At 66.6% G+C, this 14,556-nt stretch carries 14 protein-coding genes; 4 read left to right on the top strand and 10 right to left on the bottom strand.

Going from position 1 to position 14,556, the window contains the following annotated elements; translation table 11 throughout:
* Positions 1-4: 4 nt before the first annotated feature.
* The 9 genes from ABE423_RS13815 to ABE423_RS13775 form a co-directional block, all read right to left on the bottom strand.
* Positions 5-268, bottom strand: a complete 264-nt coding sequence (locus tag ABE423_RS13815) for a YciI family protein (RefSeq protein ID WP_346486437.1) — start codon at positions 266-268, stop codon at positions 5-7.
* A complete protein-coding gene (gene argH / locus ABE423_RS13810) occupies positions 268-1,563 on the bottom strand; it encodes an argininosuccinate lyase (protein ID WP_346486436.1) in 1,296 nt (431 codons plus the stop codon). The genes ABE423_RS13815 and argH overlap by 1 nt, the downstream gene beginning before the upstream one ends.
* A gap of 20 nt (positions 1,564-1,583) precedes the next feature.
* Complete coding sequence (gene argC, locus ABE423_RS13805) at positions 1,584-2,537, bottom strand: N-acetyl-gamma-glutamyl-phosphate reductase (protein WP_293797344.1); 954 nt, start codon at positions 2,535-2,537, stop codon at positions 1,584-1,586.
* Positions 2,534-3,136, bottom strand: coding sequence for a GNAT family protein (locus tag ABE423_RS13800; RefSeq protein WP_049401159.1), 603 nt, complete (start codon positions 3,134-3,136; stop codon positions 2,534-2,536). Before ABE423_RS13800 ends, argC begins: the two co-directional genes overlap by 4 nt.
* 3 nt (positions 3,137-3,139) lie before the next feature.
* On the bottom strand, positions 3,140-4,468 hold the full coding sequence (locus tag ABE423_RS13795) for an acetylglutamate kinase (RefSeq protein WP_032129401.1): 1,329 nt from the start codon (positions 4,466-4,468) through the stop codon (positions 3,140-3,142).
* Between the two features lie 75 nt (positions 4,469-4,543).
* The gene (locus ABE423_RS13790; RefSeq protein ID WP_125894470.1) at positions 4,544-5,632 is read right to left on the bottom strand and encodes an acetylornithine deacetylase; all 1,089 of its coding nucleotides are present in this window, start codon (positions 5,630-5,632) and stop codon (positions 4,544-4,546) included.
* Between the two features lie 132 nt (positions 5,633-5,764).
* Entirely contained in the window at positions 5,765-6,958 is a 1,194-nt protein-coding gene (locus tag ABE423_RS13785; protein WP_049447895.1) for an argininosuccinate synthase, read from the bottom strand.
* 119 nt (positions 6,959-7,077) lie between these two features.
* Positions 7,078-8,088 (bottom strand): N-acetylornithine carbamoyltransferase, encoded by a 1,011-nt coding sequence (locus ABE423_RS13780; protein WP_032129398.1) that lies wholly within the window; start codon positions 8,086-8,088, stop codon positions 7,078-7,080.
* A gap of 318 nt (positions 8,089-8,406) precedes the next feature.
* Positions 8,407-8,976: a hypothetical protein gene (locus ABE423_RS13775; RefSeq protein ID WP_032129397.1), complete on the bottom strand. Its 570-nt coding sequence runs from the start codon at positions 8,974-8,976 to the stop codon at positions 8,407-8,409.
* Positions 8,977-9,164: 188 nt separating this feature from the next.
* Between ABE423_RS13775 and cysS the strand changes: the two genes are divergently transcribed.
* The 3 genes from cysS to ABE423_RS13760 are packed head-to-tail and all read left to right on the top strand — an operon-like array spanning position 9,165 to position 12,291.
* Complete coding sequence (gene cysS / locus ABE423_RS13770; protein ID WP_346486432.1) at positions 9,165-10,541, top strand: cysteine--tRNA ligase; 1,377 nt, start codon at positions 9,165-9,167, stop codon at positions 10,539-10,541.
* 53 nt (positions 10,542-10,594) lie between these two features.
* The gene (locus ABE423_RS13765) at positions 10,595-11,047 is read left to right on the top strand and encodes a SufE family protein (protein WP_049423936.1); all 453 of its coding nucleotides are present in this window, start codon (positions 10,595-10,597) and stop codon (positions 11,045-11,047) included.
* Entirely contained in the window at positions 11,044-12,291 is a 1,248-nt protein-coding gene (locus tag ABE423_RS13760; protein WP_032129395.1) for an MFS transporter, read from the top strand. Before ABE423_RS13765 ends, ABE423_RS13760 begins: the two co-directional genes overlap by 4 nt.
* A 508-nt stretch (positions 12,292-12,799) precedes the next feature.
* Here the strand turns inward: ABE423_RS13760 and dksA are convergent.
* Positions 12,800-14,029 carry an RNA polymerase-binding protein DksA gene (dksA, locus tag ABE423_RS13755; protein ID WP_346486429.1) on the bottom strand — a complete coding sequence of 410 codons (1,230 nt, stop codon included), beginning with the start codon at positions 14,027-14,029 and terminating at the stop codon, positions 12,800-12,802.
* Positions 14,030-14,301: 272 nt separating this feature from the next.
* Here dksA and yidD point away from each other — a divergent pair, with 272 nt between their 5' ends.
* Positions 14,302-14,556, top strand: a complete 255-nt coding sequence (gene yidD, locus ABE423_RS13750; protein ID WP_080356488.1) for a membrane protein insertion efficiency factor YidD — start codon at positions 14,302-14,304, stop codon at positions 14,554-14,556.

Below are 14,556 nucleotides of genomic sequence, written 5' to 3'. Positions count from 1 at the left end.
GCTCTCAGCGGGTGTTCCATTCGTGCACGGTCAGCGCGGAGGCCTGCATCGTCACCAGCGGATCGGTGGCGACGATGGCCTGCGCCTGTTCCAGGCTATCGACGTTGCACAGCACATAGGCACCACCGCTGCCATCGGCGAAACCGCCGGTCAGCTGCAGCTTGCCTTGTGCCTGCAATGCATCGAGAAAGTCACGGTGCGGCTGCACGGCGGCGGCGTTGAAATCGGGCCGGCGCATGGCCAGCACCAGGTAGACGGTGCCGGCCATCAGGCCAGCGCCTGCCAGCGTGCGCGCAGTTCGTCCAGGCGCAGGTCGGCAGCCGAACCCGGCGACACGCGTGCGGCCAGGCTGCCTTCCGGGGTGCGTCCCTGCCCTGCAATGTCGGCGCCGGCAGCTGCGGCCTTGTAGGCCTCGCGGAACGGCACGCCGGCCACGGCCGCTTCCACGGCCACGTCGGTGGCATACATGCCCGAATCGATCGCCGCACGCAGCCGGTCGTCACGCCATTCCAGGTTGGCCAGCAGCGCCGGCAGCAGCTCCAGCGCGGCCAGGCCACGGCCGAAACCGTGGAAGATCGCGCCCTTGGACGACTGCAGGTCACGGTGATAACCCGACGGCAGCGACAGCAGCTGCTCGATCTCGGTACGCGCGGCGGCGACGCTGGCGTGGGTCGCGCGCATCAGCTCGATCACGTCCGGATTGCGCTTGTTGGGCATGATCGAACTGCCGGTGGTGTACTGCGCCGGCAGCGCGACGAAGCCGAACTCGGCGCTGGTGAACAGCGACAGGTCCCAGGCAATGCGGCGCAGGTCCAGCGTGGCGCCGCCCAGCGCTTCCAGCGCGGCCAGTTCGAACTTGCCGCGCGACAGCTGCGCGTAGATCGGCGAGATCTGCATGCGGGCGAAACCGAGCGCGGCCGTGGTGTGCTCACGGTCCAGCGGCAGGTTCACACCGTAGCCGGCAGCCGTGCCAAGCGGATTGGCGTCGACCAGCGCATGGGTGTCGCGCGCGCGGATGGCGTTGTCGATGAAGGCCTCGGCCCAGCCGGCCCACCACATGCCGGCCGAGGACACCACGGCACGCTGGATGTGGGTGTAGCCGGGGATCGGCAGATCCTTCTCGGCCTGCGCACGGTCCAGCGCGACCTTGGCAACCTCGGCGCTGAGCTGGGCCACACGCTGCAGCTTCTCCTTCAGCCAGAGGCGGGTGGCGACCAGGATCTGGTCATTGCGGCTGCGGCCGGTGTGGATCTTGCGGCCGGCATCGCCGAGGCGTTCGGTCAGGCGCGCTTCGATCGCCGAATGACCATCTTCGTACTGCGTGTCCAGCACGAAGCGGCCTTCGCGGAAGTCCTGCGCCAGCACGTCGAGCTCGCGCAGCAGGCCGGCCAGTTCATCGGCGCTGAGGATGCCGATGTGCTGCAGGCCCTGCGCATGCGCGGCGCTGGCGGCGATGTCATGCAGGAAGAACTCGCGGTCGAGGATCACGTCGTCGCCGGCGAGGAAGGTCTGGATCTGGGCGTCGACGGCGACGCCGGGCTTCTGCCAAAGAAGGTCTGCCATGGGGGCTCCGGAATACGTGTTCAGTGCGGGATCGACGTCAGTTCGTCGATGCCCAGCGCGAGGTTGAGGTTCTGCATGGCCTGGCTGGCCGCGCCCTTCAGCAGGTTGTCCAGGGTCGCCACCACCACCACCCGCTTGCCGCCCGGGGCCAGGGTGAAGCCACCGACCTGCGCACCGTGGCGGCCGGCGATGCGGCTGACCCACGGCGCTTCATCCACTACCTCGATCAGCGGTTCGCCCGCATAGGCCTGCTGGAAGCGCTCGACGATCTGTTCGCGGGTCTGCACGCGGTTCAGCCACAGGTTGGCGGTGAGCGTGATGCCGCGGAAATGCGGCGCGACATGCGGCATGAATTCAACCGCCACGCCCAGCTGGACCGACACTTCACGCTCGTGCACGTGGTTGGTCAGCGCATACGGCATCAGGTTGTCGGCGAGCAGTTCGACGTTGTTCTTGTCCGACGGCGTGGTGCCGGCGCCGGAATAGCCGGACACACCGAAGCACTGCGGCGGACCGGCCAGCAGGTCCAGCAGCGGATGCACCGCCAGCTGCATCGCCGTGGCATAGCAGCCCGGGTTGCTGATGTGCTTCTGGCCGTTGTAGCGGCCTCGGGTCAGCTCCGGCAGGCCGTAGTACCAGCTGTTGTCGAAGCGGTAGTCGGCCGACAGGTCGACGATGACGGTGTCCGGCTTCGCCGCTTCCAGTGCGGCCACGAACGGTGCGGCCAGGCCGTTGGGCAGGGCCAGGATCACCGCGTCCACGCCCTTGGCGGCCACCGCGTCGGCGTCCAGATTCTCGTACTGCAGCTCGCCCTGGAACTCCGGATGGTGGTCGGACAGGCGCTGCCCGGCGCGTTCGCGCGAGGACACGAAGGCCAGCTTCAGCCGCGGATGTGCGGCCACCAACTTGATCAGCTCGGCACCGGTATGGCCACGGGCGCCGACGATGCCCAGGGTGAAAGTCGAATCGTTCATGCGTGGCTGTCCAGGCGGTACTGCAGGTGGCGCTTCACGCCCTGCCATTCCGTATCGATGATGGAGAAGATGACGGTGTCGCGCGGCGTGCCGTCGGCGTGCCGCTTGTGGTTGCGCAGCACGCCGTCCTGCTTGGCGCCCAGGCGGGCGATGGCGGTGCGCGAGGTGAAGTTGAACCAGCTGGTTTCCAGCACCAGGCTGATGCAGCCCATGGTTTCGAAGGCGTGCTGCAGCAGCAACAGCTTGGTTTCGGTGTTGACGCCGGTACGCTGCACGCGCGGTGCATACCAGGTGTAACCCAGGCTGAGCTTGGGCACGCCGGCATCCAGGTCGTAGAAGCGGGTGGTACCCACGATGTCACCCGCCGCATCGAGGATCACGAACGGAAGCACCTTGCCTTCTGCCTGTGCCTGCAGCGCGGCCTGCACATAGTGCTCGACCCGCTCCGGCGAAGGCACCTGGGTGTACCAGAGCTGGTCCAGGCCGCTGCCCTCCACGGCGGCGCGCAGGCCAGGCACATGCTCGGGCTGCAGCGGCTGCAGTGTCACGTGCTGGCCGCGCAGGGTGGGAATCGTAGTCCAGTGATCGGAATGGTCCATCATTCAGCCCTGCAGGCTCGGTGCGCGCTGGGCGCAGTGGTCGACATAGGTGCTGATCCGGTCGATGCCATCGGCGCCGTACCAGAACACCTTCCAATGGCCCTGCTTGTAGCAGCCATCGGATTCAGCATAGTAGAAGTGATTGATCGGGTTGCCATTGCGCGAACGCCAGAACAGCTGCGGCGTTTCATCCCGCATCACGTTCCACACCGCGCGGCCGAGGCCTTCACCCTGTGCATCATCGAGCACGGCGAACTTGTCCAGGTACACGCCCTCGGCTTCGTCGGTGAGGATCACCGCGGTGCGGTAGTTCTCGCTGACATAGGCGCGCAGCAGCTTGGTCTTCTGGAAATAGTCAGGCACCAGCGTGCGGCCGAAGCTGGATTCGATCAGGCCCTTCAGCCGTGGCAGGTCCAGCTCGTTCCACGCGGTGGCGCGCAGCACCTTCTCGCCCTTGCGCACCAGCGTGCCCGAGCCCTTGTGGGTGAACAGTTCCTTGGCCAGGTCAGCCGGGCGCGTGATGGACACCGACGATTCCAGCGGCAGGCGGTCGAGCAGGTCCTTGATCTGTTCGATCTTCACCTTCATGCCGCCGTGGATCCACGGCTGCGCGATCAGGTGGTCGTACTCGGTGGACAGGTTGATCGAATCGATCACGCTGCCCTGCTCGTCCAGCAGGCCGCCGGTGCCGGTCAGGAAAATGATCTTGTACGGCTGCAGCTCCTGCACCAGCTCGTTGGCGGCGAAGTCGGCGTTGACGTTGAGGATCTGGCCACCCGCGGTTTCGCCCAGGCTGGTGATGACCGGGATAGAACCGGCGCGCAGGCTGGCCTCGATCGGCGCCAGGTTGACCCGCTTCACTTCACCGACCAGGCCGTAGGTGTCCACGTCCAGGTACTCCGCCTCGAACACGCCACCGGTGATCGAGGTGGCACGCGCGCCGTTCTGCTGCAGGGCTTCGACAAGGCGCAGGTTGGACTGCTGGAACACCCGGCGCACGATCGCCAGCGCCTCCGGCGAGGTCACGCGCAGGCCGTTGACAGTCTGCTTCTCGATGCCGGCGGCCGACAGCTCGGCATCCAGCTGCGGGCCGGCGCCGTGCAGCACGATCGGGGTCAGGCCGACTTCCTGCAGGAACGACAGCGAAGAGGTCAGCGCGTCGAGATCGTCGCGCAGCACCGCGCCGCCGACCTTGACCACGGCAAAGCGCTTGGCATCCAACTGAGAAAAGCGCTTGAGGTACTGGCTGATCTCCTTCGCGCTGGCCATGCTGGAAAGCAGGCGCACGATGGTCTGGCGGGTCTGGCGGTGGGGCTGGAGGGCAGGAGACATTTCGGTTTCGTCACAGGCGGCGGTCGCCGCGTTGCAGTTCCACCCGGCCAGGGCCGGGCGGCGTTGTAGAGTCGATCAGGCGCCGGCGGCGATGATGCGGTGCACGGCGTCGGTGTAGCGCTGCAGCTGCTCCAGCGTCACGAACTCATCGGCGGTGTGGGCCTGGGCGATGTCACCCGGGCCGAACACCAGCGTGGTGTAGCCGCCGGCCGAGAACAGCGAGGCCTCTGTCCAGAAGTCCACCGCGTTGCCGATCGGCAGTTCCAGCGCATCGGCCACGTCGCGTGCCAGCAGGCGGCGGTTCTCGGCCTCGGCGATGTCACCGGCCGGCAGGCTGGGGCCACGGAAGGTTTCGGTGAACAGTGCGGCTTCCGGTTCGGCAAAACCGGCGAAGGTCGCCAGCAGGCCATCGATGTCCATCGACGGCAGCGGACGGAACCCGAACCGCACTTCGGCGGCCGGTGCAATCATGTTGGCCTTGATGCCACCTTCGACGCGACCGATGTTGAAGCGCAGGCCGGTGAGGCCGCCGAAGCGCGCCGAGGCCAGCGATTCCACATGGTCCAGCGCACGGTTGCCCCAGCGCATGGCCTGATGCAGTGCGCTGGCGGCCGCATCCTGCTTGCCCGAGGCATGCCCGGCGCGACCGGAGAACTGCATCAGCACCGAGCTGATGCCTCGGTGCGCCAGCACCGCTTCGCTCATGGTCGGCTCCGCCACCAGCACCGCTTCATATGGCAGGCCACGGGCCAGGAACGCGGCGATGCAGCGCGGATCGTTGGCTTCTTCGTCGCTGGAGAACAGGAACGCGGCATCGCCATCACTGGCGTTGGCCGCGGCCACCAGTGCAGCGGCGGCGCCCTTGATGTCACACACGCCCAGGCCGATCACACGATCTTCCAGGCGGCGCATCACGTGCGGGTCGGCACTCCAGTGCGGCGAATCCGGCACGGTATCCAGATGCACGTTGAACAGGTACTTCGGCGTACCACGCACGGCGTACAGGCTGACCGCACCGGCACCGTGGTCGATCACCTCGACGTTGAAGCCGGGCAGGTTCGCGCGCAGGTAATCGAAGATGCCACCGGTGGTGATCGCACGCGGCGGGTTGCGGGTGTCGAAGGACACCAGGGCCTGCAGGTGATCGAGCGTCTGTTCAAGCATGAATCAACAATCCTGTGGAATTCCGCCGGGCATGGCCCAGCGCTACCGGAGCGCATCTGGAGGAGAGCCCCCTTCTTGTTGAAGGGGGCGCGCCAACGGCGCAGGGTTGAGGAGGAATGCGTGGTCAATCGCTCAGCGATTGACTTGCGCGTAAAGCGTCGAGCTCATGCCGAACAGCTTGATGAAGCCTTCGGCCTCCTCCACGCCCCAGTCGGCCGACTGCGCGTAGGTGGCGCCCTTGGTGTTGAGCAGGTGCGGCGACTTCACCGCCACTGCATCGACGCGGCCGCCGCGGGTTTCCAGCACCACTTCGCCATTGACCTTGGCCTGCGAGGACTTCAGGAAGGCCTCGATGTCGGTCTTCAGCGGGTCGTGGTAGAAGCCTTCGTAGACCAGCTCCACCCACTTGCGCGCCACGTCCGGCTTGAAGCGGTTCTGCTGCTTGGTCAGCACCGCATCTTCCAGCGCGCGGTGTGCGGCCAGCAGCGACACCAGGCCCGGGGCCTCGAACACGATGCGGCCCTTCAGGCCGATCACGGTGTCGCCGGTGTACACGCCGCGACCGACGCCGTACGGGGCGAACAGCTTGTTGAGCTGGGCCAGGATCTGGTCGCCCGGCAGCGCCTTGCCGTTCAGTTCAACGGCTTCGCCTTCAACGAACTTCAGGGTGACGGTCAGCGCCTGCTCCGGCCACTCGCTGCGCGGTGCGCACCAGCCACGGGCGCCCTCGCCCGGGGCTTCCCAACGGTCGATCTCGCCGCCGGACATGGTCAGGCCCAGCAGGTTCTCGTTGATGGTGTAGGCCTGCTGCTTGGCGCGCACGCCGAAGCCGCGCTCTTCCAGGTACTTCTGCTCGTAGGCGCGGGTCTGGGTGTGTTCCTTCTGGATCTCGCGGATCGGCGCGATGATCTGGTAGTCACCCAGCGCCTTCACGGCCAGGTCGAAGCGGACCTGGTCGTTGCCCATGCCGGTGCAGCCGTGGGCGATGATGTTGGTGCCCAGTTCGGCGGCACGCTTCAGCGCGGCATCGACGATCAGGTAGCGGTCCGAGACCAGCAGCGGGTACTGGCCCTGGTAGCCTTCGCCGGCCCACACGAACGGCTTGACGAAGCCTTCCCAGATGGCCGGGCCACCGTTGACGGTGACGTGGCTGGTCACGCCCAGCTCGGCGGCGCGCTTCTCGATGAAATCACGCTCTTCATCATCCACGCCGCCGGTATCGGCGAACACGGTGTGCACGTTGTAGCCGCGCTCCTGCAGGTACGGCACGCAGAAGCTGGTATCCAGGCCGCCGGAGAAGGCGAGAACGACGTCTTTGTTGCTCATGGGGATCAGGTCCACTTGGGGGATGGGAATTCGGTAGAGCCGACCGCTGGTCGGCTGAAATGTTGGATGCGCCGCTGCGGGAGCAGCCGACCAACGGTCGGCTCTACCCCTTGTTTGATTCAGCGCCCGGCAACCGCCGCCATGATCGCCTTCTGCACGTGCAGGCGGTTCTCGGCTTCGTTGATGGCGATGCACTGCGGCGAATCCATCACCGCGTCGGTGGCCTTCACGTTGCGGCGCAGCGGCAGGCAGTGGCTGAACACACCGTTGTTGGTCAGCGCCATCTTCCGCTCGTCCACGATGAAGTGCTTGAACTGGTCGCGGATCGGCTTTTCCGGTTCCCAGTTGCCGAAGAACGGCAGCGCGCCCCAGCTCTTGGCGTAGACCACGTCGGCACCGGCGTAGGCGCTGTCGATGTCATGGCTGATCTTCAGCGAGCCGCCGCTCTCGGCCACGTTCTGCTCGGCCCAGCCCATGTAGCGGTCGTCGAGGATGTAGTCGGCGGTCGGGCACAGCAGGGTCACGTCCATGCCCATGCGGGTGGCGATGGTCAGCGCCGAATTGGCGACGGCGGTGTTCAGCGGCTTGGGGTGATAGGTCCAGGTCAGCACGTACTTCTTGCCGCGCAGGTCCTGGGTGCCGAAGTGCTCCTGCAGGGCCATGATGTGGGCCAGCTCCTGGCACGGGTGGGTGATGGTCTCCATGTTGATGACCGGCACCGGCGAGTACTTGGCGAAGCTGTTGAGGACGATGTCCTGGCGGTCGTAGGCCCAGTCGATGAACTTGGGGAACGCGCGCACGGCGATGATGTCGCAGTAACGGCCCAGCACCTTGGCCACTTCCGCGATGTGCTCTTCGGTATCGCCGTCCATCACCGTGCCGAGGTTGAACTCGATCGGCCACGCATCCTTGCCCGGCTGCAGCACCACCGCGTGGGCACCCAGCTGGAACGCACCCAGTTCAAAGCTGGTGCGGGTGCGCATGGACGGATTGAAGAACACCAGCGCGATCGACTTGCCCTTGAGCTGGTCGCCGAGCTTGTTGCGCTTGAACAGCGCGGCCTGGGTCAGCAGCGCGTCGAGCTCGCTGCGGCTCCAGTCCTGGGTGTTCAGGAAGTGCTTGGGGGACATCATCTTTCCTTGCGTGGCGGCGCCGGGTTCGACGCGGTGGAAGGGAAAACAGGAAGCAAAGGTGGAACGAAAAGGTTGCAGTTGCAGCTTTCATGACGCGGAAACGAAAAAACCCAGCCGGCGGGCTGGGTTTTTTTCGGACGAACAGCAAAAAGCTCCGGTTACCCAGCGAGGATGTGGGGTTCCGGTCGACGCGCACGCGAGGTCATGCCCGACGCCTGTCGGGCTGCGCTGCTGTCGTGCTGGAAGTCGGTGAGCTTCATGGTCATCCATCTTTGCATGCGGCCGGGGCCGACGCAAGGGGCCGGGGTCGCAGAATCAGGGATTGCCGGCGGCGCCCTGCTCGGGGCCGACCCAGGGGGTGATCGACACCCGGATCTTGAGCCGGTTGCCGGGATCTTCCGGCAGCCGCGAGCGGTACTTGGTGCCCTTGTAGACGTAGTCCACGTCGTAGGCGATGGGCCGGCGGAATTCACGTCCCACCGGCACGATGCGACAGTCGCGGGTCAGCATCGGACCATTGTTGGCCGGTGCCGGCGCCGGAGCCGGTGACTCGGCGGCGGTATCCTCGGAGACCTCTTCATCGCTGCGCTTGAACATCGAGCGTACCGAGTCCCAGAAGCGGCTGATTCGGCCCTTGTCCTCGACCGGCTCCTCACCAGTGACATTGACCGGCGCCAGGGTCCGGGTCGAGACCGGCTCGCAGTGTTCTTCGGTACGGGTCGCGCGCAGGGTCTGGAACACGGGTTCGACGTTCAGTACCTGCGCGTAGTCGAACTTCACGTTCTCCACGATCACCACCCGGTTGCGGGGCTCGGCCTCCTGCGCCTGGGCCACGGCGGCCAGCGCCGACAGGCAGGCCAGGGTCAGCAACGCGGTGGATTTCATTGGCGAAGGGAGCAAGGACACGGCAATAGTGTAGGCAGTGGCGAGCGCAAGGGGCTGAACATTACCCGTCCACGCTGCTCCTGCCCACCCCACCCTGGTTGGACCCGGCGTCCACCGGTGGCAGGCGGTGCCCCCAAAGGGGGCCGACACGTTCTAAAATCACAGGCTTGTCCCCCAGCCACAGCCCCATGACCCTGCGCCTGCACAACAACCTGACTCGCCAGCTCGAACCGTTCACCCCGCTCGACCCGGCCTGTCCGACCCTGTATGTGTGCGGCCCGACGGTCTACAACTACGTGCACATCGGCAACGCCCGTGGCCCGGTAGTGTTCGGGGTGCTGGCCGATCTGCTGCGACGCCGTTTCGGTGGCCTGCGCTACGCGCGCAACATCACCGACGTGGACGACAAGATCAACAACGCCGCGCGCGAGCAGGGCGTGCCGATCAGCACCATCACCGACAGGTTCGCCGCCGCCTACCGTGAAGACATGGCCGCGCTGGGCGTGGTGCCGCCGGACATCGAACCGGAAGTGACCGCGCACATCCCGCAGATCATCACCATGATCGAGCAGCTGATCGCCAATGGTCATGCCTACGCCGCCGAAGGCCACGTGCTGTTCGCGGTGGCCAGCTTCGAAGGCTACGGCAAGCTCTCGCGCCGCGACCCGGAAGAGATGCTGGCCGGCGCTCGCGTCGACGTGGCCCCGTACAAGCGCGACCCAGGCGATTTCGTGCTGTGGAAGCCGTCCAGCGATGACCTCCCTGGCTGGGAGTCTCCCTGGGGCCGTGGCCGCCCGGGCTGGCATATCGAATGCTCGGCGATGGCTGCCGCCCACCTGGGCGAGACCATCGATATCCATGCCGGCGGCGTCGACCTGCAGTTCCCGCACCACGAGAACGAGCTTGCGCAGAGCGAATGTGCCCACGGCGGCAAGATCTTCGCCCGCTTCTGGCTGCACAACGGCATGCTCAACTTCGGCGGCGCCAAGATGAGCAAGTCGCTGGGAAACATCGAACGCGTGCACGACCTGGTCCGCCAGCACCCGCCGGAAGCGCTGCGCCTGGCCCTGCTGTCGGCCCACTACCGGCAGCCGCTGGACTGGTCCGATGGCCTCATCGAGCAGTCGGTGCGCACCCTGGACCGCCTGTACGGCACGCTGCGCGAGCTGGCGTCGGTCGAGGCGGTCGTGGCGATCCCGGCCACGGTCGAGGCGACTCTTGATGACGACCTGAACACCCCGCAGGCACTGGCCGAAGTGGCCCGCATCGCCGCAGATGCACGCCGGGCCACCGACCCTGCCGAACAGGTGCGCCTGAAGGGCGAACTGCTCGGTGCCGGCCTGGCCCTGGGCCTGCTGCAGGCCGATCCAGCGCAGTGGTTCGGCACCGCGGCCAGCGATGATGGCGAAGATGCCCGCATCCAGGGCCTGATCGACGAGCGTGCCGCCGCCAAGCAGGCGCGCGATTTCGCCCGTTCCGATGCCATCCGCGACCAGCTGGCCACCGAAGGCATCGTGCTGGAAGACACCCCGCAGGGCGTGCGCTGGTCACGCAAGCGCGGCTGACCCACCCTGCCCCGTGGCCGGTCCGCCGGCCACGCTCCACTGTAGAGACTGTTGTGACCGACTCCCCGTTCCCGCTTGAACCCACCGCCGCCGAGGCCCAGACCGCCATCGCCGAGGAATTCGGCTTCTTCGGCGACTGGTCCGAGCGCTACCAGTACCTGATCGACCTCGGCCGTAAGCTGCCCGCCTTCCCGGACGAATGGAAGACCGAAGAGCACCGCCTGCTCGGCTGCCAGTCGATGGTCTGGATCGTGCCGGAAGGCAATGCGCAGTCGCTGCGCTTCCACGCCATCAGTGATTCGGCCATCGTTTCCGGCCTGATCTTCCTGGCCCTGCGCGTGTACTCCGGGCGCTCGGCGCAGGAGATCCTGGCCACCGAACCGAGCTACATCCAGGACATCGGCCTGGCCCGCCACCTCTCGCCCACCCGCAGCAACGGCGTGGCGGCGATGCTGGCCTTCATCCGCGAGACCGCGCAGGCCCAGCTGCAGCGCGACCCGTCGTGAGCGAACCCGCCACGGCCGAAGACACCGCGCTGGGGCTGCTGTCCCGGCCCGGTTTTGCCAAGCTGCTGGCCTACCGCATCTTCGCGATGCTGTCCTACCAGGTGGTCGCGGTCACCGTCGGCTGGCACATCTACGAAGTCACCCGCAATCCGTTCTCGCTGGGCCTGGTTGGCCTGGCCGAGGTGCTGCCGTTCTTCTGCGTCGCGCCATTCGCTGGTTATCTGGTCGACCACCTGCCGCGCCGCCGGCTCGGCATGGTCGCCTGCTCCGGGTTGATCGCCACCGCGCTGGTGTTGACCGGCGTGGCCAAGGGCTGGCTGCCGTTCGAAGGCGTGTGGCCGATCTATGCGGCCATTGCGCTGACCGGCATGGTCCGCGCCTTCCTGTCGCCGATCTACAACGCCCTGTTCGCCCGCGTGCTGGCCCGTGACCAGTTCGCACGTGGCGCTGGCCTCGGCGCCGTGGTGTTCCAGGCCGGCATGGTGGCCGGTCCGGCATTGGGCGGCGTGCTGGTCGGCTTCGGCGGCAAGGGCCTGTCCTACGCGGTGGCCACGGGCTTCGCGCTGGTGGCGATGGCCTGCCTGGCCACGCTGAAGGTGGAAGAACCGGTGCATACCGGCCCGGCCGCCCCGATCTTCAAGAGCATCGCTGAAGGCGCGCGCTTCGTGGTCGGCAACCGGATCATGGTCGGGGCGATGGCGCTGGACATGTTCTCGGTGCTGCTGGGCGGCGTGGTGGCGATGCTGCCGGCGTTCCTGCACGAGATCCTGCACCACGGTCCGGAAGGCCTGGGCATCCTGCGCGCAATGCCGGCGCTGGGCTCGGTCTGCGTTGGCCTGTGGCTGGCGCGCCACCCGCTGCACCGCAATGCCGGCCGCGTGCTGCTGTTCGCGGTGGCCGGCTTCGGCCTGTGCGTGATCAGCTTCGGGCTGTCGCAACACTTCTGGCTGTCCGCGCTGATCCTGCTGTTCTATGGGGCCTTCGATGGCGTGTCGGTGGTGATCCGCTCGACCATCCTGCAGCTGGCCACACCGGAAGAAATGCGCGGCCGGGTGTCGTCGATCAACGGCATCTTCATCAGTTCGTCCAACGAACTGGGCGCGTTCTATGCCGGCACGATGGCAAAGCTGCTCGGCCTGGTGCCGGCAGTGGTGCTGGGTGGGTTCGCGGTGCTGAGCGTGGCCGGGATCACGGCGTGGAAGAACCCGACGTTGCGGAAACTGAATCTTCGCGACCTGCAATAGAGCGGATTTCCGCGCGCCCACGCGCCGGTAGCGCCGGGCCATGCCCGGCGGGCTCTTTCCGTGACCGCGGTGGGGTGTCACTTTTCTTTTCGCGCGAAAAGAAAAGTAACCAAAAGAAACGCGCCGCCATCCGCGAGCCGACGCTGCGCGCCGGTGCCCTGTGCTCCTCGGTGAATCAGGGGACGGCGCCGAACTCGCTGCGCTCAAACAGCGGCGCCTCTTCGCCCCTGATTCCCCTGCGGTGCTCGGCTCGCTACAAGGCGGACCCAACAGCCGCGAGCGCACGCATGACCGCCCTTGGTGGAGCCAAGCCATGCTTGGCTGCTTTTGCTTTTGCTCTTCTTTGCCCGCGCCTTCGACCCGAGCCGGGCATGGGCTAGGCTTTACAGCAACCGCGCACACAGGCTCCCTCCTATACCCGGAAGGCCCCGTTCTACCCAGCCAACCACACCCAACAAAAAACCCGGCCGAGGCCGGGTTTTTCGCATGACCAGACAACGATCAGGAATCAGTCGCCCTGCTGCTTCTGCAGGTGCTCCCAGCGCTCCTGGGCGTCGATGGTGCGTTCGGCGGTCAGGCGCGCTTCCAGGCGCTCCAGGCCGATTTCTTCGCCGGTGTCGACGCAGTAACCATAGTCGCCCGCTTCCAGGCGCTTCAGGGTGCTGTCGATCTTGCCGATCAGCTTGCGGTAGCGGTCACGGGTACGCAGTTCCAGCGAGTTCTCGGTCTCGCGGGTCGCACGCTCGGCTTCGTCGCCGATGTCACGCACTTCCTCGCGCAGGTTCTCGATGGTCTGCTTGGACTCTTCCACCAGGTCCGCGCGCCAGTTCTGCAGCCGCTGGCGGAAGTACTCCTGCTGCAGCGGGCTCATGTATTCCTCTTCCGAGGACGGCTTGTAGCCAGCCGGCAGGATCGGGCGGCCGGTGGCCTCGTCGGTCTTGTACTCGACCACCTTGTACTTGCTGCGCGGGGCCGGTGCCGCCGAGCGGGCGGCGACGGCCACGGCAACCTTGCCGACAGGGCGCGACACGGTCTTCGGGGCGGAATCGGATTTCACGGCGGTTTTGGCAGGCGATTTCGAAACGGGCACGGGATTCTTGGATTGCGGGGCCTTCGAAGCAGCAGGAGCGGCGGCCGGGGCCGGCTTGGGGGCCGGTTGGGCTGCTGCCACTGCCACGGTCTTGGCCGGGACAGGCTTGGCCGGAGCCGGCTTGGGGGCAGGCTTCGGTGCGGACTTCACTACGGGGGCCGGGGTCGGCTTTGCGGCCGGCGCGGCAACATTCTTGGTGACTTTCTTTACAGCGGCAGGCGTGGCCACCGGTTTAGCCGCAGCAACCTTCTTCGCTGCAGGTTTGGCGACCGGCTTGGCCGCAGCCTTCTTCACCACCGCCTTCGGCGCCGGCTTGGCTGCTGCCTTCTTCGCCACCGGCTTGGTGGCGGCCTTCTTCACCGGCGCGGCCTTGCTGGCGGCTTTCTTCACTACCGGCGCCTTCTTGCTGGCAGCGGCAGGCTTGGCCTTGGCGGGCGCAGCAGCCTTCTTCGCCACCGGCTTGGTTGCCTTGACCGGCGTTTTCTTTGCGGTGGCCTTCCTGGCCGCCGGTTGCGAGGACGCTGCCTTGGTCGCCGGCTTGCTGGCCGGTTTCTTGGCAACGGGCTTTGCCGCCAACTTCTTCACAACAGGCTTGGCGGTTTTCTTGGCGGCCGTTGCGGCCTTCTTTGCAGTTTTTTTAGCAGCCACGAAACGCTCTTCCTTGGATTCCCCGGGGCCCGGGAAAGCGGGCCTTTATAGCCTACCCGACCCGCAGCAGCAACCTCGACCCCCTGCTCCATTCAGTCCTGGAGTCAAGGCGCCCTTGGAGGCAGTCCGACGAACACGGACCGCCTTGCGCGGTACGGAACCTGGCCAGCACCCGAAGGCGCTGGTACCGGTCGCAGGCCATCGGCGACATGCGACCAACGGCCCATCCTGCACAAATGCGGCCTTCATGCCAACTGGCATAAGATGACTGGGTGATCTCGCGCCTGCTCATTGCCCTGCTGCGCTTCTACAAGCGCTTCATCAGCCCCCTGCTGGGGCCACGCTGCCGTTTCGTGCCGAGCTGTTCTGAATACGCGATGGACGCCATCGCGCGGCACGGCCCGCTGCGCGGAAGCTGGCTGGCTGCGCGCCGGCTGGGCCGCTGCCACCCGTTCCATCCCGGCGGCTTCGACCCCGTGCCCGAGTCCCCCAACGCCCCCTCTTGCCGTTGCACAGGAAAACACTGA

Source organism: Stenotrophomonas sp. TWI1409 (genome assembly GCF_039673015.1).
GTDB classification, from domain to species: Bacteria; Pseudomonadota; Gammaproteobacteria; order Xanthomonadales; family Xanthomonadaceae; genus Stenotrophomonas; species Stenotrophomonas maltophilia_A.
This window is presented reverse-complemented; position numbering and strand designations above follow the sequence as displayed.